19 protein-coding genes are annotated in these 23,674 nt (G+C 34.7%); 12 read left to right on the plus strand and 7 right to left on the minus strand.

From position 1 onward, the window contains the following. Positions 1 to 101: 101 nt before the first annotated feature. The 3 genes from CLV55_RS02070 (at position 102) to CLV55_RS02085 (ending at position 2,876) form a co-directional block, all read left to right on the plus strand. Entirely contained in the window at positions 102 to 1,127 is a 1,026-nt protein-coding gene (locus CLV55_RS02070) for an iron ABC transporter permease (protein WP_112112069.1), read from the plus strand. 144 nt (positions 1,128 to 1,271) lie between these two features. Beyond that, complete coding sequence (locus tag CLV55_RS02080; protein ID WP_112112070.1) at positions 1,272 to 2,054, plus strand: ABC transporter ATP-binding protein; 783 nt, start codon at positions 1,272 to 1,274, stop codon at positions 2,052 to 2,054. 60 nt (positions 2,055 to 2,114) lie between these two features. Next, on the plus strand, positions 2,115 to 2,876 hold the full coding sequence (locus tag CLV55_RS02085) for a dienelactone hydrolase family protein (protein WP_112112071.1): 762 nt from the start codon (positions 2,115 to 2,117) through the stop codon (positions 2,874 to 2,876). Here CLV55_RS02085 and CLV55_RS02090 read toward each other — a convergent pair. Continuing rightward, the gene (locus CLV55_RS02090) at positions 2,869 to 3,321 is read right to left on the minus strand and encodes a tRNA (cytidine(34)-2'-O)-methyltransferase (RefSeq protein ID WP_112112072.1); all 453 of its coding nucleotides are present in this window, start codon (positions 3,319 to 3,321) and stop codon (positions 2,869 to 2,871) included. The two genes, CLV55_RS02085 and CLV55_RS02090, sit on opposite strands and share 8 nt — an antisense overlap. A gap of 53 nt (positions 3,322 to 3,374) precedes the next feature. Then, positions 3,375 to 3,947, minus strand: coding sequence for a pseudouridine synthase (locus tag CLV55_RS02095; protein WP_112112073.1), 573 nt, complete (start codon positions 3,945 to 3,947; stop codon positions 3,375 to 3,377). Positions 3,948 to 4,035: 88 nt separating this feature from the next. On the opposite strand from CLV55_RS02095, the gene CLV55_RS02100 reads away from it, so the two are divergent. From CLV55_RS02100 to CLV55_RS02115, 4 genes are read left to right on the plus strand one after another with little or no spacing between them, the layout of a single operon-like run. After that, positions 4,036 to 5,397: a DNA recombination protein RmuC gene (locus CLV55_RS02100; RefSeq protein WP_112112074.1), complete on the plus strand. Its 1,362-nt coding sequence runs from the start codon at positions 4,036 to 4,038 to the stop codon at positions 5,395 to 5,397. Further along, positions 5,384 to 5,935, plus strand: coding sequence for an acyl-CoA thioesterase (locus CLV55_RS02105; protein ID WP_112112075.1), 552 nt, complete (start codon positions 5,384 to 5,386; stop codon positions 5,933 to 5,935). The genes CLV55_RS02100 and CLV55_RS02105 overlap by 14 nt, the downstream gene beginning before the upstream one ends. A 58-nt stretch (positions 5,936 to 5,993) precedes the next feature. Beyond that, complete coding sequence (locus tag CLV55_RS02110) at positions 5,994 to 7,907, plus strand: transglutaminase domain-containing protein (protein ID WP_112112076.1); 1,914 nt, start codon at positions 5,994 to 5,996, stop codon at positions 7,905 to 7,907. A gap of 2 nt (positions 7,908 to 7,909) precedes the next feature. Beyond that, on the plus strand, positions 7,910 to 10,066 hold the full coding sequence (locus CLV55_RS02115; RefSeq protein ID WP_112112077.1) for a DUF3857 domain-containing protein: 2,157 nt from the start codon (positions 7,910 to 7,912) through the stop codon (positions 10,064 to 10,066). A gap of 32 nt (positions 10,067 to 10,098) precedes the next feature. Here the strand turns inward: CLV55_RS02115 and CLV55_RS02120 are convergent, their stop codons facing one another. Beyond that, positions 10,099 to 10,467 carry a helix-turn-helix transcriptional regulator gene (locus CLV55_RS02120; RefSeq protein WP_112112078.1) on the minus strand — a complete coding sequence of 123 codons (369 nt, stop codon included), beginning with the start codon at positions 10,465 to 10,467 and terminating at the stop codon, positions 10,099 to 10,101. A 592-nt stretch (positions 10,468 to 11,059) separates the two neighbouring features. On the opposite strand from CLV55_RS02120, the gene CLV55_RS02125 reads away from it, so the two are divergent. The 4 genes from CLV55_RS02125 (at position 11,060) to CLV55_RS02140 (ending at position 17,591) form a co-directional block, all read left to right on the plus strand. Next, a complete protein-coding gene (locus CLV55_RS02125) occupies positions 11,060 to 11,536 on the plus strand; it encodes a hypothetical protein (RefSeq protein WP_112112218.1) in 477 nt (158 codons plus the stop codon). 356 nt (positions 11,537 to 11,892) lie between these two features. Further along, the gene (locus CLV55_RS02130) at positions 11,893 to 12,804 is read left to right on the plus strand and encodes a T9SS type A sorting domain-containing protein (RefSeq protein WP_112112079.1); all 912 of its coding nucleotides are present in this window, start codon (positions 11,893 to 11,895) and stop codon (positions 12,802 to 12,804) included. 5 nt (positions 12,805 to 12,809) lie between these two features. Next, positions 12,810 to 16,910: a T9SS type A sorting domain-containing protein gene (locus CLV55_RS02135; RefSeq protein WP_112112080.1), complete on the plus strand. Its 4,101-nt coding sequence runs from the start codon at positions 12,810 to 12,812 to the stop codon at positions 16,908 to 16,910. Between the two features lie 63 nt (positions 16,911 to 16,973). Then, entirely contained in the window at positions 16,974 to 17,591 is a 618-nt protein-coding gene (locus tag CLV55_RS02140) for a T9SS type A sorting domain-containing protein (protein ID WP_112112081.1), read from the plus strand. A gap of 99 nt (positions 17,592 to 17,690) precedes the next feature. Here the strand turns inward: CLV55_RS02140 and CLV55_RS02145 are convergent, their stop codons facing one another. Then, the gene (locus tag CLV55_RS02145) at positions 17,691 to 18,647 is read right to left on the minus strand and encodes an ion channel (RefSeq protein WP_112112082.1); all 957 of its coding nucleotides are present in this window, start codon (positions 18,645 to 18,647) and stop codon (positions 17,691 to 17,693) included. A 108-nt stretch (positions 18,648 to 18,755) separates the two neighbouring features. Here CLV55_RS02145 and CLV55_RS02150 point away from each other — a divergent pair, with 108 nt between their 5' ends. Beyond that, on the plus strand, positions 18,756 to 19,742 hold the full coding sequence (locus CLV55_RS02150) for a cation diffusion facilitator family transporter (RefSeq protein WP_112112083.1): 987 nt from the start codon (positions 18,756 to 18,758) through the stop codon (positions 19,740 to 19,742). Between the two features lie 12 nt (positions 19,743 to 19,754). Here the strand turns inward: CLV55_RS02150 and CLV55_RS02155 are convergent, their stop codons facing one another. From CLV55_RS02155 to rpmH, 3 genes are all read right to left on the minus strand, one after another. Next, on the minus strand, positions 19,755 to 20,255 hold the full coding sequence (locus CLV55_RS02155) for a hypothetical protein (RefSeq protein WP_112112084.1): 501 nt from the start codon (positions 20,253 to 20,255) through the stop codon (positions 19,755 to 19,757). Between the two features lie 124 nt (positions 20,256 to 20,379). Then, positions 20,380 to 23,232 (minus strand): carbamoyl-phosphate synthase large subunit, encoded by a 2,853-nt coding sequence (carB, locus tag CLV55_RS02160; RefSeq protein WP_112112085.1) that lies wholly within the window; start codon positions 23,230 to 23,232, stop codon positions 20,380 to 20,382. 172 nt (positions 23,233 to 23,404) lie between these two features. Then, positions 23,405 to 23,566 (minus strand): 50S ribosomal protein L34, encoded by a 162-nt coding sequence (gene rpmH, locus CLV55_RS02165; protein ID WP_008464848.1) that lies wholly within the window; start codon positions 23,564 to 23,566, stop codon positions 23,405 to 23,407. Positions 23,567 to 23,674 lie beyond the last annotated feature (108 nt).

Consider the following 23,674-nt stretch of genomic DNA (forward strand, 5'->3'; position numbering starts at 1 on the left):
TACTACAAATTGTAAAATTAGGGTATCCTTGTGAATTCAGGATTTTTTCTCAACTTTGCAGCAAAACAAAGCCTACTTTCTAATGGTTTAAAACATAAAAAATGCTCAAAGCACGAAATACTTTTCTCTTTTCAATATTGTCATTAATCTTGATAGTGACCTTATTATTGAATATTTCGTTTGGGCAAGTAGCTATTCCATTAAAAGACGTATTGAAAAGTTTAGTAGGCACTCACGCCAGTAAAGATACTTGGGAATACATCATCGTTAACTTTAGATTACCCAAAGCCATCACAGCCATTTTAGTAGGAATCGGGTTATCGATTGCGGGGTTATTAATGCAAACTTTGTTTCGGAACCCGTTGGCAGGTCCTTATGTATTGGGATTGAGTTCGGGCTCTAGTTTGGGAGTAGCCTTCGTCATTTTGGGGGCAAGCTTGGTTCCTAGTGTGCTTTCCAAGGCACTCCTCTCTTCTTATGGAATTATTGTAGCCTCTTGTTTAGGGAGTCTTTTGGTAATGCTCCTGGTTTTAATCGTTTCGCAACGCCTTCGTGATACGGCAACGATACTGATTGTCGGATTGATGTTTAGCAGTTTTACAGGAGCCATAGTTTCGGTTTTGACTTATTTTAGTTCGGCTGAACAATTACAGAAATTCACATTTTGGAGCATGGGTAATCTAGGCAATCTTTCTTGGCAAAATATTTTTATTTTATTGGTTTCTGTCGCTCTTGGACTACTGCTGAGTATTTTTTCAATCAAATCATTGGATGCGTTGTTGCTTGGAGAAAATTATGCTAAAAGTTTGGGTATAAACCTCAAAAAATCAAGATATATCATTATTACAGCGACTTGTATTTTGGCAGGAAGCATTACTGCTTTTGCGGGACCTATTGCCTTTGTGGGATTGGCTGTTCCCCATTTAGCTAAGTTGTTATTTCAAACCAGTAATCATAAAATATTATTTTGTAGTACACTATTAATTGGCGGTATTTTGATGCTTTTTTGTGATACGATTTCACAATTGCCAGGATTGGATTTTACACTGCCAATTAATGCCATAACGTCTATAATTGGAGCACCAATTGTAATTTGGTTGTTAATTCGGAAGAAAAATTTAGTTTAGATAATATTATTTACCACAGAGGCACATAGTTTATATTTAAAAAAAATGATTACACAAAAATATTTAGATGATTTAACCTATGAAATTATCGGCTGCGCTATTGAAGTCCATAAAACATTAGGACCTATATGGTAAAAAAACAATATGAACAACAATAATATTCTTTCTGCATCAAATTTATCCATTGGTTATGCCACCAAGAAGGAGCAAATTGTGATTGCATCTAATCTAAATCTGAATTTGCAAGCTGGAAAATTGATTAGTTTAGTTGGCGCAAACGGCATCGGAAAATCTACTCTTTTGCGAACACTTTGTGGTATTCAAAAACCAATTTCTGGGAGCGTTTTGTTAAACGACAAAGACATTCAACGTTTTGAATCTTTGGCTTTAGCTCAAAATTTGAGTTTGGTTTTAACCGAAAAATTACCACCAAGTAATTTGACAGTTTTTGAATTAATTGCATTAGGACGGCAACCGTACACCAATTGGTTAGGAAAACTATCAGAAGAAGATTTAGAAAAGGTACATCAAGCCCTACAACTCACACAAATTGAATCATTAGCCAATAAAAAACATTTTGAAATTAGTGACGGACAATTGCAAAAAGTACTAATTGCAAGAGCTTTAGCACAAGACACCCCTCTCATAATTCTTGACGAACCGACAACGCATTTGGATTTACTTCACAAAGTTTCGGTATTTAAATTATTGAAAAAGCTCTCCCAAGAAACCAATAAGTGTATTTTATTTTCAACACATGACATTGATTTAGCCATTCAACTTTCAGATGAAATGATTGTGATGACAGAAAATGACGTGATTCAAGACGAACCTTGTAATTTGATTTCAAAAGGTGTTTTTAATAGGCTTTTCAAAGATGAAAATATTGTTTTTGAAAATGATAAAGGAAAATTTATTATCAAATAATTATGATTTGTTGTAAACAAAAAGACGTTTAAACCTATAGCTTTGTAAAAATTTATTCTAATGAAAAATATAATTATTCTTATTTGCCTAGTTAAGATGTTCGTTTGTCATGCTCAGACAAAAGTTTCCTACAACGACGGAGATCAAAAACTTGAAGGATTACTATACAATCCTGAAACAAAAAATTCCAATGGAAATGCTGTTTTACTTCTTCCAGCTTGGATGGGAATTGATAATAACGCAAAAGATAACGCTACGGAATTAACAAAACTAGGTTATAAAACATTTGTAGCAGATATTTATGGAATTGACAAAAGACCCAAAAACACTAGTGAAGCAGGAAAAATTGCAGGATTCTATAAATCAAACATAAAAGACTACCAAAACAGAATTCAATTAGCTTTAAATGAATTGATTAAATCAGGTGCAAATCCTAATAAAATTGCTGTGATTGGATATTGTTTCGGAGGGACAGGAGCTTTAGAAGCTGCAAGAATCAATATGAAAGTAAGCGGGGTGGTTTCTTTCCATGGCGGATTAGGAAGGGATGTTTCAAGAACAATCGAACCTATTTCAACAAAAGTTTTGGTGCTTCATGGAGCCGACGATTTGTACGTTCCTGACAGTGAAATCAAAGCGTTTCAAGACGAAATGAGAACAGCAAAAGCAGATTGGCAAATGATTTATTATGCCAATTCAGTTCATGCTTTTACTCACAAAGATGCAGGAAATGACAACAGTAAAGGTGTTGCCTACAACGAAAAAGCCGCCAAAAGATCTTGGCAAGCCATGTTGGATTTTTTTCAAGAAATTTTTAAGTAATTGATAACTGCCTTTTCGCTTCACCCACTACAAAAGCAACCGAATTGGCAACATTAAAACTGCGAATAAGCGAGGACATGGGAATCGTCAAATGATTTTCGAATTGGGCCAAAACTTCAGGACTTAATCCCACGCTTTCTTTTCCAAAAACCAACCAATCTTCATCTTGAAATTCGGCCTCATACATAGATTTTGAAGCATGGGAACTCATTAAAAAAACTCTCGATTTATCTTTAATTTGCGCCACCCATTCAGCTACATTTTGATATTCGGTTACTTCAAGATGTACCCAATAATCCAAACCCGAACGCTTTAAATTTTTGTCATTGATTTCAAATCCAAACGGATGGATTAAATGCAACCGACTCTCGGTTCCCACACACAAACGGCCTATATTTCCGGTATTGTTGGGGATTTCGGGCTCTACTAAAACGATGTTTAACATGGTTATTGGGTTGATTGATTAATTTTATTGTAAGAAATACAAAAATTCATAACTCATAATTCAAATTTCATAATTTCTTTCACTTCACCTGCTTTTAAATCGTTCAAAAAAATATTTCCTACTCGAACGCGTACCAACCGCAACGTAGGAAATCCAACAGCGGAAGTCATTTTTCGAACTTGTCGAAATTTACCTTCATTTATTGTTATTGAAATCCAAGAAGTGGGTCCGTGACGTTCGTCTCTGATTTTCTTAGCACGTTCAGGAAAACTCGGAATTTCATTTAAAATACGAGCTTGACATTTTTTGGTCAAATATTTTTTCCCATTAAAGCCTATTAAAACTCCTTCTTTCAGTTGTTCAATAGCTTCTTGGTGAATCAAACCATCTACTTGAACATAATATTCTTTTTCTACTTTTTTACTGCGAACCAACTCACTCATCATGCCATCAGTAGTCAATAAAAGCAAGCCTTCCGAATCTTCGTCCAATCTGCCTATTGCCATGGTATTTTCGGGAAAATCATACAATTCACCCAACAACTTTTTAGGACGTTTGAGTTCATAAACAAACTGACTCAAATAGCCGTATGGCTTATAGATTAGGAAATGTTGGTGTTTAAACATGACTCGAATTTGGCACAAAAATACTATTTAATCTGAGAAACAACTATTACAATTTTTAGTACTTTTACATTCTTATAAAAATTTATCCATGACCACAGTTTTACCTTTTTTATTAGTATTTGTCATCGCCTTAGCTATTGGAATTTCCCTTGGTAAACAATTATTTTCAGCCCATTCTAAATCGGAAAAAGCCTCATTAGAAGAAAAGTCTAATGGATTAGTCTCACAAATCAATCAACTGAAGGAACAGTTTCAAAACGAACGAAATCAATTTGAAAAACAATTGGCTGCTTCAAATTTAGAAAAAGAAGCCATCCGTTCAGAAAAAGAATCCTTAGCCATTCAATTGTCTAAAAAAGAAACTGATTTTGAAAATTTATGGGAACGCCACAAAGAACAAAAGCAGGAAGTAACGGAATTACAAGAGAAATTTACCAAAGAATTTGAGAATTTGGCGAATAAAATATTAGAAGAAAAAACAACCAAATTCACCGAACAAAATAAAGAAAATCTAAAAAACATTCTTTCGCCTTTACAAGATAAAATTCAGCTTTTTGAAAAGAAAGTAGAAGACACTCATAAAGAAAGTATTGATTATCATGCGGCTTTACGTCAGCAAATTTTAGGCTTGCGCGAAATGAACGAACAAATGAGTAAAGAAACCATCAACTTAACCAAAGCCTTGAAAGGCGATAGTAAAATGCAAGGAAATTGGGGCGAATTGGTTTTAGAGCGTGTTTTAGAAAAATCGGGATTGGAAAAAGACCGCGAGTATTTTGTACAACAAAGTTTTGTTACTGAAGAGGGCCATCGCGTGTTTCCAGATGTGGTCATCAACCTGCCCGATGGCAAGAAAATGATTGTCGATTCTAAAGTAGCCTTAACTGCCTACGAACGCTTCATCAATGAAGAAAATGACACCGCAAAAGCACAACATCTTAAAGACCATGTAACCGCTATCAATCGTCATGTGGAGCAATTGGGAAACAAAAATTATCAGGATTTGTACCACATGGAAAGCCCCGATTTTGTTTTGTTGTTCATCCCCATTGAATCGGCGTTTGCTGTGGCATTAAATGAGGATACGAGTTTGTACAACAAAGCGTTTGAAAAAAATATTGTGATTGTGACTCCTTCGACGCTTTTGGCTACTTTACGCACCATTGACAGTATGTGGACCAATCAAAAACAACAAGAAAATGCCCTAGAAATTGCACGTCAAGCCGGTGCATTATATGATAAGTTTGAAGGATTTGTCTCCGATTTAATAAAAATTGGAAAGAAGATGGAAGAGGCCAAAATAGAATACCAAGGTGCTATGAATAAATTAGTAGACGGAAAAGGAAACCTAATTACCAGTATCGAACGATTGAAAAAAATGGGCGCTAAAGCCAAAAAATCATTACCTGAAAACATCATCCAAAGAGCCGAAAAAAATGACGACATCTAAAACGGTAGCTTCTTCGCATACCCTTATCTCTCAACTTATGTTGCCTTCGCATTCCAATTTTAGTGGTAAAATTCACGGTGGGTATCTTTTGTCCTTATTAGATCAAATTGCCTTTGCTTGTGCTTCAAAATATTCTGGATATTACTGCGTTACTGCCTCTGTCGATACGGTAAATTTTTTGGCTCCGATTGAAGTTGGCGAACTCGTTACGTTAAAAGCAAGTGTCAATTATGTAGGAAGAAGTTCCATGATTGTAGGCATCCGTGTTGAGGCGGAAAACATTCAAACAGGAACAGTAAAACATTGCAATTCTTCTTATTTCACTATGGTTGCTAAAGATCCTAATGGGCATCCCGTTTCAGTGCCCACGCTTGTACTTTCAAGTCCAGACGAAATCAGACGTTTTTACAAAGGCATCAAACAATTGGAAAGTAAAAAAAATCGAGAAACGTTCGAGGAAACCCTTGACTACAACAGTCCCGAAATGCGTTCTTTTGTATCAAAACACAACACAATATTGGCTCTTGATTCGAAGTAATTCCTTTTTTCAATCCATTTAAAAATATTTTCATATATTTCGATAAATTTTAGTTGCTATGAATGTAATAAAGCGCCTTTCGCTCTACTGTCTTTTTATTTCTACTCTAGGAATTGCTCAAAAAAACACCGACCCTACTCCTGACGAAATAGATTTAGCCAAAAAACTCAGGGAAACACATGATAAAGACGACATTGCTCTTCTTGAAAGCTCGGAAGAAATTTCCTTCGACCTCAATAATGACAACAGTAAAGTCGTGGTTTATCGCAGTGTTTTTGAAAAGTTGATGAATATTAATTACAGAGCCAACATTCAGAAATATGAATTCTACGACGACGAATCGAGTATAGAAACGTTTAACATCAAATATAAAAACGATAAAAACACCAATTTATACATTAATGATGAGTTTTATAAAGATCATGATTTGTTTTACAACGATGCGCGGGTTAAACATGTTTTAGTCAATTTTCCCGTACAAGGTTACAGCTACAATTATGAGTTAAAAAAACGCTATGACGATGTAAAATATTTTACGGCACTATACTTTAACGACGAATATCCCACACTAAAAAAACAAATTCGAATAACGGTCCCCGATTGGCTTCAAGTGGAATTGAAAGAATTTAATTTTGGAAATCTTGTCACAAAAACGGTAGCTAAAGACTCCAAAAACAACACGGTTTACACGTATACAATGAACGATGTGTCTGGGCTTTCGAAAGAAGAAGACATTCCTGGAAGAAGTTATATTTATCCCCATCTTTTGGTTTTGGCAAAATCTTTTACCTACAAAGGGAAAGTCACCACTTTATTCAATACATCTGCCGATTTGTATCAATGGTATAAATCCTTAGTAGATTTAATGAAAGACGATACCTCAGTGCTAAAAAACAAAGTATCGGAACTCACTGCCAATGCAAAAACCGAAGAAGAAAAAATCAAAAACATCTACTATTGGGTACAAGACAACATTCGCTACATTGCTTTTGAAGATGGCCTTGCTGGTTTTAAACCCGATGAATCGAATCATGTTTTTGAAAACCGATATGGCGATTGTAAAGGAATGGCCAATTTGATAAAACAAATGTTGAAACTTGCGGGTTTTGATGCACGTCTCACTTGGATTGGGACAAAACACATCGCTTACGATTACAATACGCCTTCTTTGGCTGTGGACAATCACATGATTTGTACCTTATTTTATAAAGGCAAAAAGTTCTTTCTTGACGGAACAGAAAAGTACAATTCTCTCGGAGAATATGCCGAGCGCATTCAGAACAAAGAGGTCATGATTGAAGATGGAAATCAATTTTTGATTGACAAAATCCCAGCTGGAACTTGTGATAGTAACAAAGAAACTCTTACGACTCATTTTACTATCGAAAAAGAAAAACTCAAAGGAACGTGTAACCGCAGCTACCTTGGCGAAAGTAAATCTGAATTTTTATATGCAATTTACAATTCAAAAAATGATAAAAGAGAAGAAAATCTAAATAACTTCTTAGCAAACAGTGATAAAAATTGTCATATTACAGATGTAAAAACTTCCGATTTAAAAAATAGAGACCAAAAACTAACCCTAGATTACGCTATGGAATTAGACAATAAAGTCTCTTCTTTCGACAATGAAATCTATGTTGATTTAGAGTTTCTCAACGAATATAAGTCGTTGGATTTTAAAGATCGTAAAAATGACTATGAATTCGATTACAAAACACGGTATGAAGCCACCACTACCCTAGAACTCCCAGCTGGATATAAAGTATCAAAAATGCCCGAAAATTTAATGATAAAAGAACCTGATTTTGATATTTCGCTCACCTACCAAAAAACGGATAAAGAAATTGTCTATAAAAAAGTTTTTATCTTTAAAAACGGGGTGATTAAAACCTCTGATCTCCCCAAATGGAATGCTTTTTATAAAAATTTACTTTCCAATTACAACCAACAAATCACCTTAACCAAATAATTATGTCTAAGAAAATTCTTCTTTTGTTTGTTCTATTGTTTCAACTTAGTGCCTTTTCACAAGATAAAGCCGAGATTAAAGAACGCTTTTGGGGTGCGAACGACCCTTGCAAAAAAACCACGTCAATTCCAGATAAATGGAAAAATGAATCGGCTGTAATCATTTATAATTATGAATATTACGATTATCATAAATTTGGCACAAACGTTACATTTACCTCAGCCATTCGAAAAAGAATCAAACTGCTAGACCAAGCAGCCGTAACCGAATTTTCTGAATTCTCTTTCAAAGACAAATTTTATTCCAACAAAGGAATGTATACGTTGAGAAAGGGAACCAACACTATTGGGATAAAAATCGTAAAAGCCAATGGAAAAGAAACCGAGATTGACGTCGATAAAGAAGCAAAAGAAGCCGATAAAGAAAAGAAAATAGCCATTTCAAACTTGGAAGTTGGTGACATTATCGATTACTATTATTACAGTGTAGAGCCTTTTAAATCTATTTTCGAATATGGTTTTGACCCAGAAGAATCGGCTCTAGGTGATGTTTATCCTACGATGGAAATGAAACTAGCTTTTACAACAGAAAACGATTTTTTTGTAAATTTTAACACCTATAATGGCGCTCCAGAATTGAAAGAAATCCCCTCTGAAAGAGGAGGCGAACGACATTATGAACTCGTTGCCAAAGACATTGAAAAAAATGAATTTCCCAGATGGTTTTATCCCCTTGCCGAATTACCTTGTTATAAATTCCAAGTGTTTTTTGCACGCTCGGGAGCTTTTGAAAAAAGAGCTGATGCCTTTTTATCGAGCTCTGAAAAAATCATAAAAAAAACGGTTTCCAAAGAGGATGTTTACAATTATTATGAAGACAAATACCGTGCTAGTGGGGACTTATCTGAAATTAATGATTTTTTGAGTTCGAAAAATTTTGCCTCCGATGAAGAAAAAGTAAGAGAGGTATACTATTTTGCACGTCATGCGTTTTTTACCAAATACCTAGAAGCCTTTGTAGCTAATAAATCGAACATATTCTACCCTTTTGACTTATATAGAAATCCAATATTCTTTCAAACCGAAGATGCGTTCATCACCTATTTTATGGCGTTTCTTAAAAAAGCAACTATTGACTATGACATTATTGTGGCAACCCCACGCTTTAATGGTTCTATTGATGATTTACTGATTCAACGCAACTTAAATGTCCTGTTACGCGTGAATACAGCCAATCCTATTTACTTAGAATATTTCTCTCCTTTTTCAAGTGCCGATCAATTTAATTACAACTTAGAAAATTCTAAAGCCATTGTCTTGAAAGTAACTAAAGGAAAAAAAATCTCCGATGCCGATACAGTCGTGTTACCGTCGAGCACCTATACAGATAATGTGTCAAAAGTAAAATCGGAAGTAAGCCTTACCGATGATTTTTCGGGGTGGAATGTAAAAAAAGAAGCCAATATTTTCGGGCATTTAAAAGAGAGCGAACAATCGGACAAACTGTATTTCTTTGATTATGTGAATGAAGATTATGAAAAATATGGCACCACTAAATTGTTAGATTTGGTGCACAACCGAAAAAAACAAGAACAATATCAAAAAGCCTTTGATGCCCTAATCAATAAAATGAAAGACGAACAAAAAGAAACGTTTAAAAAAGCAACGTCTGATGATTATGGATTTCCCATTGAAGACCACAAACTCATCATCAAAAATTCGGGACGTTTTGGCAAAAATTCACCGCTTACTTATGAAGAAGATTTTTCAATAAAAAACAACTTAATTAAAAAAGCGGGAGCAAATTATTTACTTGAATTAGGAAAACTCATCACTTCTCAAATCGAAATTGACAAAAAAGAAAAAGAGCGCAAAAACAACATTTACATGATTTACCCTAGGTCATTTGAAAATGAAATTTCGTTTACCATTCCCGAAGGATATGCAGTTTCTGGATTGGAAAAATTGAATAAAAAGATTGAAAATGAAACCGGAGGATTTGTGAGTACGGCGACCCTATTGGGCAATAAACTGATTATTAAAACTACAAAATACTACAAAAACTATTTTGAACCCAACAGCAACTGGGATAAAATGATACAGTTTTTGGATGGAGCGTATCAGTTTACACAAGAGAAGATTTTGTTGAAAAAGATATAAAATAAAGGCTGTCTATTTTCAGTCAGCCTTTTTTATTCAGGTTTTATCAACCTTTCTATGAGTTCATTTTGTGATTTTATAAGATTCTGAATTTGTATTTGATTATCAATTACTGATTTCAATAATTCAGTAGCGATGGCAGGCACCTCTATTTTAGTAGATTTGATTGAAAAACTATTTTTTTCTTTAATGAAACTTGCGTTAGTGACATTTTGTAACAATGAATTAACATCCTTCTCAAATAAAATACATAGTTTTAATAAGTTTTCAAAACTTGGTTTTACTTTATCTTGTTCCCATTTAATAATTGAGGTTTTTGACAACTCTAATTCTAATGCCAATTGCTCATGAGAATAATTTTTCTTTTTTCTAAGGGCTGTCAATTTTTCTCCTAAAGTCATGATATAAAATTTAAAGATTAAAACCTAAATGGTCAAATTTATATTTTTGTATCTATATATGCTATAGCTATAATAGCTGTTTATCGGTAAAAATATAAACCCTGAATTAGTCTATTTTACGGTTTTTTTGCTTTTTTTTTTACGGTCTTTATTATTTTAAAAAACGCTTTTCTCAAGTAATAAAAAAAAACTCTTATCTACTTTTTGGCTAAAAAAAATATAAAACAATTAATGAGTGTCCATTTTTATTAAAGTGCGCTATATTTTTATTCTTTTATTTTTAGCCTTTGACCATTTATTGTCAATGATTTACTTATAAAAAAGTACTAAATAGGTAAACATAAGTTACCTAAAAATAAACTTTTGTATACCTTTTTTTAAATTTTTACAAGGTAGCTTTGAAAAACTAAAATATTTATTATACCATTTTTAGGGTATTGAGAAGAAAAAAGTAAATTCTTTAAAAAATAAAATCAAAATGTGGCACACTAGCTAAAAATGTAGCACACTTTATATTTTATTTCATAGTTAATTTGCTCATAATTAATCATTTAGTATGATTTTAATTTATTGTTTAACCAATTTTTTAACTATGTCAATTACCAATTTAAACAACAGCCATTTAACCACAGCGCAAACAACCACAGCAAAAGATGCGCTAACTACTTTAGAAAATGCTTTAGCAGTAGTAAATGTAAACCTTTCGGCAGAAGACCGTCAGCGTTACGGAAGTATTAACGAACAAAACAAACTATTAGTAAACAAAGTGATGGACTACCACACGAGTCAACCTACTTTGCAAACACCTCATGTAGATTGGGTAGAGTTTAGTAATGATTTTGCGAGTAGAGCTCAGCTCGAAAGCATGATAGCCAGACTTGAGAGCCTAACAACAAGGCTAAAAAATGCTAAGATTTTACATGACTATGACAACTATCAAGCTGCTTTGGCAGACTATGCCTATACCAACTTTATGGCAGGTACAGGCACGGTGGGCTATGAAACCAAAATGAACGAGTTGAAACAATTCTTTAGCAGAACCTCATCGGGAGATCAAAAAACACCATAGAAGTGGTCTTTCACTTATATTTTGAAGTTTAAAAATTAAATTTTTGGGTTCTACAGATAAAAATTGGGGTTGCTAGACCCAAATTTAGGGTTGAAAACCCCAATTTTCACTCTTAAAACCTAAAAGTTGAACTAAAAATCCAAATAAAAGGAGTTTAAAACTCCAAGAGAAGAGTTTTTGACCTAAAAACACCTAATTACTAATATAAAACTTAAAACAATGAAACAACTAATCTATCATTTCAAATTTATTTGTCTATTGATGGTCGAAACTACCCAAGCACAAACAGCTTAGAGTGTTATTGTATAATTAAATTTTTCAGTTACATTTGATTTTACAGATTAAAAGCAACACCCATGAAAAAAATACTACTTTATTTTAAAATTGCGTTACTACTAGTTACAACGAGTAGCACCGCCCAAACCTACTACTCCCATTACCTAGATGGAACCTCAGAATGGAGATATTTTAGATTAGATCCACCTGATCCAAACCTAAATTATTATGGTAAATTTTATCGAACTATTTTTTTTGATGGCACAGAAGATTATGATGGATACACTTATTATAGGGAAAAAATGTTTACCGTAATTAAGTATTATGATCAATCGACGGACCAACTCTTACAAACAGACGAATATTATCCTACCACCTATAATTTAGTTCGTGAAGATGCTCAAGGACGTTTTTACCACAGAGGTTACACCGATTATACCATAGAAGAAATGTATCAAGACAACTCACCTATACAAAATAGCCAAGTTGGCGATACTTTTCCGTCACTTCCCGATTTCAACTTTGGCGCCTGCCCTGTAGTAACTATAGAACAATTAAGTATAGCAGGGTTAAATTTAAAAAAACTGATGGGCAATAACGGCCCACATGGCGGTTTAGTTGAAGGAGTTGGTGTTTTGGGTCAAGCTTGTAATGGGGGTGGTAATGATTTAGTTTGCTATACCAAGCAAGGAGAAAGTTTAATCTTTGAACCTGGTACAGATTGTAGTATTTTTCCAATCCCAGTGAGATTAGCTACTGAAACTTTTCTAAATAAACCTATCTCAATTTATCCAAACCCTACAATTGGTATCATAAATATAGATAGTAATGATAATATAGAACAACTGGAGTTGTATAATTATCAAGGAAAAAAACTACAACTTCTAAAAAATACTAAAGCAATAGATTTATCAAATTATCCTCAAGGCATCTATCTTTTAAAAATACAAACAGAAGCAGGATTACAAACTAAATGTGTAATTAAAAACTAAACCTCATGAATAAACCTATCAATTATTTTAAATTCATTTTTTTATTAGTATTTGTTACTACTAGTAACGCCCAAATCGATGGAAAATCAACACAAGAAAACTGGTCGTCACCACAAGGTGTTTTCGATAAGGTCTATAATAGTGATGGCACAAGTATTGATATTAAGAATATTTTAGCTGGAAAAACCTACACAGTAAACTCAGCACCCTCTACTAGTGTATTACTTTGTACCTCTGGTATTTTTGAACTTTATTTTGAAACTGGTTGTGGTATGGAAATTACCACTAATGCCTTGCACAATCAGCGAAGAGCCATATTGTGCCAAGCCTTTCAAGACGTGTCTGACTTTATCAACACACCACTCAAAAACACTGGCAACACCACCAAAGTAAAAATTTGGATCAGGAATCAAGCAAATGCTGGATTGACTAGTTCTGAAAAAGCTAGAGGTGTATCCTTTCATGCGTTGCCTTTTCCATCGGGGACAGCTTCGGGTAATAAAGGAGGGATTAGCGATGGTGAGGTATGGCGTACCATTCATACAGGTAAAGACTCCTATACCAACGTAGTGTTTCCTGTAATGAATACCGAAAACCCGCAAGGCATTTACCACGGTTATTTGACTTTTAATTTTACTACCCCAAGTATTTGGAATTATGCTTACAGTAAATACAATGCGGGCACAGGATTTCCTGTAGGTAATTATGATTTTTATACACAATCGGTACATGAAATTATGCACCTTCTTGGAGTAACTAGTTTATTAAACGAAAATGGAGGTAGTTTTATTAGTTTTTTACCTGGCACTAGCGGAAGCATGGTTTCTCCCTATTATAGCAGGTTCGATAAATTTTTAAAAGCCTATCCAACCACGCTTGTTCCTGCTATTGCTAATGTTGTTGCCACAGGGGGTCAAATGTATGGCTATCAAATACAAATAAGTTCACCACTAACACCAGGGTGTTTATCTAGCCCTCCTGTTGCCATAACCTTAAATACAGATTATGCTAATTGCTCAACCTCTTTGCAATATATAGGTGGTACAACGTTACCGCTTTATACTCCAAAATGTTTTGAAAAATATTTTAGTTTTTCACATTTTGAAGACAGTTGCTTTGGAACTGCCGGTAACGACAATTATTTTATTATGTCCAACAAAGAAAATGGCGCGATAGCCAAGCGAAGTCCATCAGCAGAAGAGCGACTAGTGCTCAACGACATTGGGTATAGTGTAAAAGGTACTTTTGGTAGTAGTAGCAACTTTACTTATAGAAATTATGGGGTTAACGATAGTGAAGGTATTCCTGTGGGAGGAGTTAATGATGCTTTTAATCCTGCCGGTACTTATGTTTATCAAGTGAACTCAGGGACCAATATTACTTTAACGGGTTTTCTAGCTAATGACTATATTGGTTCTGGAACTGCTAACCTTAGATTTGAGTTTTTAGAAGATTTATATGATTCAAACGCAACTTTTACGGCTACACTTGGCGACTCAAGTACTAATGTAGTTTTCAAGTCATATGTGCCAGGCATACATATTTTACGTTATGTGCCCTATGATAACCTTTCAGGTAAACGTGGTAATATAACCTATATAGCTGTAAATGTCCTTAATAATTGTGCTGTGAGTAATCCTTGTGAACTAGTAAAAAATGGAGATTTTGAACAGTATAACCTTACTCCTAATGCTATTCCTTATATTATGAGCAGTTGTGGTTGGCAAAATGCCGACTATAGGGGTACTGCCGATTATTTTAATACGGCAATTGGTAACCCGCAATATAGTATTCCTTGTAATTTTATGGGTAATCAACCAGATAGGGTAGCTGGTAATCATGCTTATGTGGGAGGGATTTTCTCAACCCTTTGGTGTGAAAATATTAAAACAGAACTTAATACGGCATTATTGCCTAATACAGCCTATCAATTAAAATTTGACGTATCATTGGCAGAGTCCAGAAGTCAACAATCTATTAAGTTTCAAGCTTTTATTACAGATGCTGATTTGCAATTAACAGCAACAAATGGTTTTATACCATCAAGTAGCATTACGGCAGATAAAGTATTTATAACCAATACAACATTTTCTAATGCTACTACAGCATCAGCAGATGGCTGGCAAACTATAACTTTAAATTTTACAACAAGTAGTAATACTAATTTAAAATATCTATACATTGGTGGATTAAATAATGTACAAGTGCAATCAGAAACTGGACAAGCTTTAGTATGTCCTGTTTCTTATGGAGCATATTCAGGTAATGCCTACTATTATATTGACAATGTTAGTGTTCTTAAAACAACATCTACAACTATAGATGCTATTAATGATGATTTTTCTTCAAGTATACCAATAAATGGTGCGTCAGGGGGTGTTACTACAAGTGTGTATGCTAATGATTTATACAATGGTACTGCTTCAAGTTCAGCATCGCTTCCTAATGTTACATTTGCTTTAGTAGCTCCATTATCTATAACAGGAGCTACAATCAATAGTTCGGGACTTATCTCAATTCCTGCCGGAACTCCTGCTGGTACTTATACACTAACCTATAGTTTGAGCTTGGTCGGCAACTGTACCGCTAAAGATACGGCTTCGGTAATTATTTTAGTGACTAATAATAACACTACACCAACACTTGTTGCTGGTATTAGAGCGAACAATGCAGTTAATCATATTGAACTTCAAAACACAGGAAGATCAATTATTTCTGGCTATTTTACAACTTATAATAATATTTCAAAACCTTATGTGGCTAGATTAAATACAGATTTAACTTTAGACCAGACTTTTACATTTGCAGGAAATCAAGGTGCTATGGATTTAGCAATTCAGTCAGACAACAAAATTATTGCAGCTACTAGTTCGGCAGGGTTTGGAGGTACTAGTCTAGGTATTACAAGATTATTACCCGATGGCGCAGTTGATCCGAACTTTAATACTGGTGGTACTGGCATATCTAGAAATATTAGTTATACAAATGAAATGGCTTATGCCTGTGCTATCCAAACCAATGGTGATATTTTATTAGGTGGCGATTTTTATTATTATAATGGTGTTCAAAGATTAGGCATAGTTAGAATAAAAACTAACGGTTCAATTGACTATACATTTAATCCAACCGTATTAAATACCTATTATAGAAGTGTTGTTACAGGGATTACAATTCAGCCTAATGGACAGATTATATTGTTAGGATTTTTTAGTCCACCAACAGCTGGAGCTACTCAAAAAAATATTATACGTTTAAATAGTGATGGTAATATTGATCCAACATTTAATGCTGGCGATACAGCAGGTTCATTGGTGTATAATGTAGATTTGGGTGTTTCATTATATTCTCCTATAGCCAAAGCAGTAGTTCAACCTGATGGAATGATTATCATTGCAGGTGCTTTCAATAAGTATAATAGTAATAACGTAAAAAGTTTAGTTCGCTTAACCTCTACAGGAGGTATTGACGGTACTTTTAATACTGCAACTGGTGTAGAAAGAGCTATAAATGAACTTATTCTTGAACCCACGACAAACAGACTAATTATTGGAGGAGAGTTTACATTATTTGGCACTACAGCTGTCAAAAAAATAATCAGATTAACTACAACGGGAGCATTAGACACTACTTTTAGTATAGGAACAGGTACTACTGACAACCCGGTTTCAGGATGCACGTATTGCTCAAATTATGTTAAAGCATTAAAACAACAACCTGATGGAAAAATAATTGTAGGTGGAAAATTCCTCACTTTTAATGGATTATCGGCAACTAACATAACAAGAATTTTTGGTTCAGCTGGTGTACAAGCTAAAAGCAGTCTTGTAGAATACCATAGTGAACCTGAGATTGATATGAATCCAAATTATAGTTCTACTATCATTTACCCTAATCCAAGTAACGGTATATACAACATAGACCTTAGCGATGTAAAAGAATTAACTACTATAGCTGTTTTTAACATATTGGGAGAAGAAGTATTTAAACAATTATTAACACCTCAAAATCAAAATCAAATAGACCTTTCAAATCTAGCAAACGGTTATTATATTGCTCGCATTAGCAATGAATCAAGTAACTCCCAACACAAACTAATTAAAAACTAATTCAATAACACTATCCTTTGTCAAAGTTGTACCTTTGACAAAGGGTTTTAAACATTGAAGATTATGAAAAAGATTTTACCTTTAATTACATTGCTTACCTGTATTATATGTAACGCACAATGTCCTGCTCCTTCAAATTTTACGCTTTCAATTCTAGATGCTACTTCCGCACAATTATCTTGGACTGAAAACGGAATAGCTGATACTTGGGAAATAGCAATAATTCCTGACTTTATTGTAGGTACACCATTACCTTCTGATGCTTTATATGTAACAACAAGTAATCCATTTATTGTAACAGGTTTATCTCAATTATCTGAATGCAATGTTTTTTTTGTTCGGTCACGCTGTTCAGCAACCGATGTTAGTCCATGGGCAGGTCTTGCTTCTTTTGGATGTGATGCAATTGTTTACAACTACCTTGCTACTTTATCAAATGATACTTTTTCTTTACAGGACAACAGTGGTTTACAACTTTTCCCTAATCCATCTAATAATATTGTGCAAATTAAATGTAACTCAATAATTGATAAAATAAGACTATTTGATTCCTTAGGCAAAGAAATATTAATTCAAACTCAAAATGATAAAATCAACATAGAAAACCTTTCAAAAGGAGTATACTTAATTGAAGTATATACAGAGAACAAAAAATTATATAGAAAATTAGTCAAAGAATAAAATTATACATTTTGTTCTTGCTTTTAGGAAAAATCTAGTTTTATAATTTTTACACTTAAACAATAACTCTTTTTTACGCCCGATTTTACTCGGGCTTTTTTATAAACTTACTTTTTCATACAGATGTAATTTATCTAAGTGCAGAATCGTTTGGGTATTCTCTTCATTTTTAGAAAACATAGGAATGAATCGTGCGCCATAGCATACTTCCCCAAAAGTATAGGACGTTCTTTTTACTACCGTTGTACTATACATGTCATCAAAGGCTTTGATGTAGACTATAATTTCTCCTTTGATGGACTGAAAATCATGTTCCTTCATTTGATACAATGGGCTGTCTTCAGTGATGGGATGTACTAATGTCCAACTCAACGTGAGCGTACTTATTTTATCCATCTCTAATGCTAATGAATAAAATTTATTGACCATTATCCCATTTTCTTCTATAGGTATTCCCATAATTATAGTCGCTTCTGCATCAAACAAATTGGTGTTTTTATAGGGAGCTATTCGAAACATCAATGCGGTCTGATTTTGAAAAGGAGCAATCAAGGCATGATTAGAAAAGGCTATATGTGCTTTCGCGCGACTAAATCTTCCATAAAAAAGTCCTGTGGCTATTGCAAAACTTAACAACCCAAATAAGGCTTCAATTGAGGCTACCAAACTAGACAGAAAACCGCTCGGACTAATATGCCCATACCCTACTGTAGTGAAGGTTTGAACACTAAAGAAAAAGGCTTGTCCAAATTTATCTAAATCATTTTGAGGAACAATCCCTTTTAAATGCTCAATCCCCACAGCCATATATAGCGAAGCAAAAAAAAGATTCACTACAAAATAAAAAGTAAAAATAACCATAAAAAATTTCCACCTTGGGACAGTCAGCAACGTATGATACCAACTTATTCGGTCTAAAAATCCGATACCCGACTTAGTAATATTAGCATCGCCCGATTTATTGATAAACCGTCCTCCATAATTGGAGGCATTATCACCAAAACCTGTGTTTTTGTTTGTGGGAGTCTTAAAGTTGAATTTTTTTCGAAAAGCCATAACTAGGAATAATCACAAAGCTATAAAAAACATAGTATCAAAAAAAGCCTTTTCTCTTTTTTAGGAAAACAAAAGGCAAATCGTTAATTTTGACAAATATTTGTCCCCATGCACGATACTCAAACTAATTTTGCGTTTCAAAAAAAGATTACTTTCGTAATTCTAGTCTTATTCGTCATCAAATTGATTGCATGGTATTACACCAATTCAGTAGCGATATTAACCGATGCTTTAGAATATACTATAAATGTAATTAGCGGACTTATTGGATTGTACAGCTTGTATTTGTCCTCGCTCCCCAAAGATAAAAATCATCCCTATGGACATGGAAAAATTGAATTTTTATCGGCCTCTATTGAAGGAACGTTAATGATTGTTTCCAGTTTTGTGATTCTCTATGAGGCATTGAACAATTTGAAACATCCACACACTTTACAAAAGTTAGATTATGGTATTTATTTGGTAGGACTCACTGGAATAATCAATTACTTAGTCGGCTATCTTTCTGTAAAAATCGGAAAAAAAAGCAATTCCTTAGCCCTTGTGGCTACTGGAAAACACATGCAATCCGACACTTATGCTACCCTAGGCGTTATTGTGGGGTTACTCCTTATGTATGTAACCCATATTCAATGGATAGACAGTTTGATCGCATTTATTTTTGCCTTTATTATTATTTTTTCGGGCTATAAGATTTTACGGGCATCTATTGCGGGTATCATGGACGAAGCCGATGAGGAACTTCTAGAAAAGATGGTGCATTTTTGTCAAACCCACCGTCGTGAGAATTGGATTGATTTGCATCATTTAAGGTTTATAAAATACGGCGGCACGCTACATTTAGACTGCCATTTAACCATTCCGTGGTATTTCAACATTCACGAAGGCCATCGAGAAGTGGATGAATTAGAAAAAATAGTTAAAAACAACTTTGGGAATAGTGTAGAACTTATGGTTCACACTGACGGCTGTCTTGATTTTTCATGTAAAATATGTGATAAAAAAGAATGTCCCATGCGAAAACACAAATTTGAAACCGCAATCGAATGGACGATTGAAAACATTTCTCGGAATACAAAACATCGCATGGAATAAGATTCCTTTCTGCTAAAAACGCAACTGAAATCCTATCCCATAGGATCCCGTGGTTACTTTTAATTCGGTTTTATTAAAAAAAGAAACTTGTTTGGGCAAATTATTATATTCTTGAATGGCCTCTTTTACCTTAGAAGTCCCTTCAATTTTAACAGGAATACTTACTATTGTAACAAGTAGCCCTGAAACCATAAGTACACGACCAACACTGGATGTATTACCTGAAGCGGTATATACATTCATCATGTTATTTAGAGCACCACCCAACATAAATCCGAGTCCCAATTCCATGAGTACTTTTCCTGCATTCGCCCTAGCATAGCCTTCTTTATAGTTTTCATATATATTGGGAGTCCCTTGAAGCAATGACATGACCGCTTCTTTATCTAATTTCTCTCCCTTTGACAAAATTGCCGAATAGGATTTATATACCAATTGTTCGTAGCTTTTCTTTATTTCAGGGATCGTACGGGGCTCTTTTTCGGGGAGTTGCGCCACTTCGCTTTCTGACATGGCTGACGTATCGATTATTTTTTTAATTGCCGTTTTAAAATAACGAAACTCCGTTTTTAAAAAAAATAGGAACAGTATACATAATATCTTGCTCCTATTTTCTATCACTTACCCCTACTACCTACTACTTACTCAAATACATTTTTCTTCTAGAATAGAGTTCATAGAACTGGTCGTCTTTTAAATCGTCTATAAACAAAATGCTTTCGCCAGTCGATTTCATCTCGGGTCCCAATGCTTTGTTGACATTGGCAAACTTGCTAAACGAAAAAACAGGTTGCTTGATCGCAAATCCTTTTAATTTGGGTTGGAATGTAAAATCATTCAATGTGTTTTCTCCCAACATGATTTTGGTCGCATAGTTTACATACGGTTCGCCATACGCTTTGGAAATAAAAGGTACGGTTCGAGACGCACGAGGATTGGCTTCAATAATGTACACGATATCGTCTTTGATCGCAAACTGAATGTTAATCAACCCAACGGTTTGAAGCGCTAGGGCTATTTTCTTAGTATGGTCTTTTATTTGTTGCATGACAAATTCCCCCAGATTAAAGGGGGGCAACGTCGCATTAGAATCACCCGAGTGAATGCCACACGGTTCAATGTGTTCCATAATCCCTATGATGTACACATTTTCACCATCACAAATGGCGTCTGCCTCTGCTTCTATGGCGCCATCTAAATAATGGTCTAACAACAGTTTATTTCCTGGAATGTTTTTCAATAAATCGATCACATGTTCTTCAAGTTCTTGTTTGTTGATGACAATTTTCATGCCTTGACCACCCAAAACATAAGAAGGACGTACCAATAATGGAAAATCTAAAACATCAGCCAATTGACTGGCTTGATCGGCATTTTCAGCGACACCAAACTTTGGAAAAGGAATTTGAAGCGAAGACAACAACTCTGAAAAACGTCCTCTGTCTTCAGCCAAATCTAGTGCATCGAATGAAGTCCCTAATATTTTGATGCCATATTTGGATAATTTTTCAGCCAATTTCAAGGCCGTTTGTCCACCCAATTGCACAATGACGCCTTCTGGTTGTTCATGACGAATGATGTCGTAAATGTGTTCCCAAAAAACGGGTTCGAAATACAATTTATCAGCGGTATCAAAATCGGTAGACACTGTTTCTGGATTACAGTTGATCATGATGGTTTCATAGCCACATTCTTTAGCAGCCAAAACTCCGTGAACACAAGAATAATCAAACTCAATTCCTTGTCCGATTCGGTTAGGTCCCGAACCTAAAACCACTACTTTTTTTCTTTGTGAAACGATACTCTCATTATGCACATAGCGTTCTCCGGTAGCCGTTTCAATTTCAGCTTCAAAAGTCGAGTAATAATAAGGTGTTTGCGCTTTAAATTCGGCCGCACAAGTATCCACCAATTTATACACCCGTTTAATGTGCATCTCCTCACGCAATTTATACACCTGACTTTCCAAACACCCTAGCATGTGGGCAATTTGTCGGTCGCCGTAGCCTTTTTGTTTGGCTTCCAGCAACAATTCTTTGGGTAAATTGTCTAATTTATAAGTCGAAATTTCTTTTTCTAACAAATATAATTCTTCGTATTGCTTCAAAAACCACATATCGATTTTAGTAATCTCATGGATTCTACTCAACGGAATTCCCATTTGAATCGCATCGTAAATCACAAAAACCCTGTCCCAACTGGCATACGTTAGTTTTTCAATAATTTGTTCGTAGTTTTTATACCCTTTCCCATCTGCTCCTAAACCATTACGCTTGATTTCTAACGATTGTGTAGCTTTGTGAAGTGCTTCTTGAAACGAACGCCCAATTCCCATCACCTCGCCAACTGATTTCATTTGGAGCCCTAAGGTTCTATCAGCACCTTCAAATTTATCAAAGTTCCAACGCGGTATTTTTACAATTACATAATCTAAAGTAGGTTCGAACAATGCCGAAGTGGATTGGGTAATTTGATTTTGCAATTCATCCAAATGATAGCCCAAAGCCAATTTAGAAGCTATTTTAGCAATGGGATAACCCGTAGCTTTTGAGGCTAAAGCGGAAGAACGCGACACTCTCGGATTGATTTCAATGGCCACAATATCTTCTTTTTCATCGGGTGAAACGGCAAACTGCACGTTACAACCTCCAGCAAAATTTCCAATGGAACGCATCATCAACATAGCCATATCCCGCATTTTTTGAAACGTCGTATCTGATAAAGTCATGGCTGGAGCCACTGTAATGGAATCTCCAGTATGAATTCCCATTGGATCCATATTTTCAATCGAACAAATGATAACCACATTATCGTTTTTATCGCGCAACAATTCTAATTCGTATTCTTTCCAACCTAATAAAGCTTTGTCTATCAAAACTTCGTGAATGGGTGACATCTCCAATCCATACGTCAGTTTTTCATCAAACTCTTCTTTACTATGAACAAAAGCCGCTCCTGTACCTCCTAATGTAAACGAGGGCCGAATTACTAATGGAAAACCAAATTCCTGTGCGATTTCTTTTCCTTTTAAGAACGAAGTAGCGGTTTTTGCCGGTGCAAAAGGAATGTTGATGCGTGTGAGCAATTGTTTAAACTGCTCTCTATCTTCAGTAATGTTGATGGCATTGATATCTACTCCAATGAGTTTTACACCAAAATCCTTCCAAATGCCTTTTTCATCGGCTTCCAAACAAAGATTAAGAGCCGTTTGCCCTCCCATAGTGGGTAACACAGCATCAATTTGTGGATGTTCTTTAAGAATTTGAATGAGCGATTTAGTGGTTAAGGGCAACAAATACACATGATCAGCCATACTAGGGTCGGTCATGATGGTGGCTGGATTGGAATTGATGAGAATGACTTCAATTCCTTCTTCTCGAATGGAACGTGCAGCTTGAGAGCCTGCATAGTCAAATTCGCAGGCTTGCCCGATAACAATAGGTCCAGAACCTATTATTAAAACGGATTTAATGGAGTTGTCTTTTGGCATTTGTAGTTAGTGTTGTTGTGAGTTGTATGTGGTATTGTTGTTTTCTCAAAGATAATAAGTTTCTTTCGAATGAAAAAAAACACCTTTTTAAACTTATCAAATTTTATAAACAGCTATAAAAAAAGCCGCTACTTCTAAAAGTAACGGCTGTATATTGATTAACAAATAATCATTATTTTTTGTGTCTTGGTTCAGAAGATACAGTTAATTTATGTCTTCCTTTAGCTCTACGACGCGCAAGGACTTTTCTTCCATTTGCAGAAGCCATTCTGTCCATAAATCCGTGTTTATTTCTTCTTTTTCTTTTCGATGGTTGAAACGTTCTTTTGCTCATTGCTTTTTATCTTTAATTCGTGTATTACTCTTTAATCTAGGTTTTTTCAAAACTGAGTGCAAATATACAAAGGTTTTTATTACTTGCAAGTAGTTTTTTAAAAATATT

This window comes from Flavobacterium aciduliphilum, assembly GCF_003268855.1.
In the GTDB taxonomy this organism is placed as follows: Bacteria; Bacteroidota; Bacteroidia; order Flavobacteriales; family Flavobacteriaceae; genus Flavobacterium; species Flavobacterium aciduliphilum.

Coding starts and splice junctions, on each gene's coding strand:
- CLV55_RS02080 (WP_112112070.1), top strand. CDS start 1,272: ATGAACAACAATAATATTCTTTCTGCATCAAATTTATCCATTGGTTAT.
- CLV55_RS02130 (WP_112112079.1), top strand. CDS start 11,893: ATGAAAAAAATACTACTTTATTTTAAAATTGCGTTACTACTAGTTACA.
- CLV55_RS02105 (WP_112112075.1), top strand. CDS start 5,384: ATGACGACATCTAAAACGGTAGCTTCTTCGCATACCCTTATCTCTCAA.
- CLV55_RS02155 (WP_112112084.1), bottom strand. CDS start 20,255: ATGTCAGAAAGCGAAGTGGCGCAACTCCCCGAAAAAGAGCCCCGTACG.
- CLV55_RS02145 (WP_112112082.1), bottom strand. CDS start 18,647: ATGGCTTTTCGAAAAAAATTCAACTTTAAGACTCCCACAAACAAAAAC.
- CLV55_RS02095 (WP_112112073.1), bottom strand. CDS start 3,947: ATGTTTAAACACCAACATTTCCTAATCTATAAGCCATACGGCTATTTG.
- CLV55_RS02150 (WP_112112083.1), top strand. CDS start 18,756: ATGCACGATACTCAAACTAATTTTGCGTTTCAAAAAAAGATTACTTTC.
- CLV55_RS02110 (WP_112112076.1), top strand. CDS start 5,994: ATGAATGTAATAAAGCGCCTTTCGCTCTACTGTCTTTTTATTTCTACT.
- CLV55_RS02120 (WP_112112078.1), bottom strand. CDS start 10,467: ATGACTTTAGGAGAAAAATTGACAGCCCTTAGAAAAAAGAAAAATTAT.
- CLV55_RS02100 (WP_112112074.1), top strand. CDS start 4,036: ATGACCACAGTTTTACCTTTTTTATTAGTATTTGTCATCGCCTTAGCT.
- CLV55_RS02090 (WP_112112072.1), bottom strand. CDS start 3,321: ATGTTAAACATCGTTTTAGTAGAGCCCGAAATCCCCAACAATACCGGA.
- CLV55_RS02115 (WP_112112077.1), top strand. CDS start 7,910: ATGTCTAAGAAAATTCTTCTTTTGTTTGTTCTATTGTTTCAACTTAGT.
- CLV55_RS02085 (WP_112112071.1), top strand. CDS start 2,115: ATGAAAAATATAATTATTCTTATTTGCCTAGTTAAGATGTTCGTTTGT.
- carB (WP_112112085.1), bottom strand. CDS start 23,232: ATGCCAAAAGACAACTCCATTAAATCCGTTTTAATAATAGGTTCTGGA.
- CLV55_RS02070 (WP_112112069.1), top strand. CDS start 102: ATGCTCAAAGCACGAAATACTTTTCTCTTTTCAATATTGTCATTAATC.
- CLV55_RS02125 (WP_112112218.1), top strand. CDS start 11,060: ATGTCAATTACCAATTTAAACAACAGCCATTTAACCACAGCGCAAACA.
- CLV55_RS02140 (WP_112112081.1), top strand. CDS start 16,974: ATGAAAAAGATTTTACCTTTAATTACATTGCTTACCTGTATTATATGT.
- rpmH (WP_008464848.1), bottom strand. CDS start 23,566: ATGAGCAAAAGAACGTTTCAACCATCGAAAAGAAAAAGAAGAAATAAA.
- CLV55_RS02135 (WP_112112080.1), top strand. CDS start 12,810: ATGAATAAACCTATCAATTATTTTAAATTCATTTTTTTATTAGTATTT.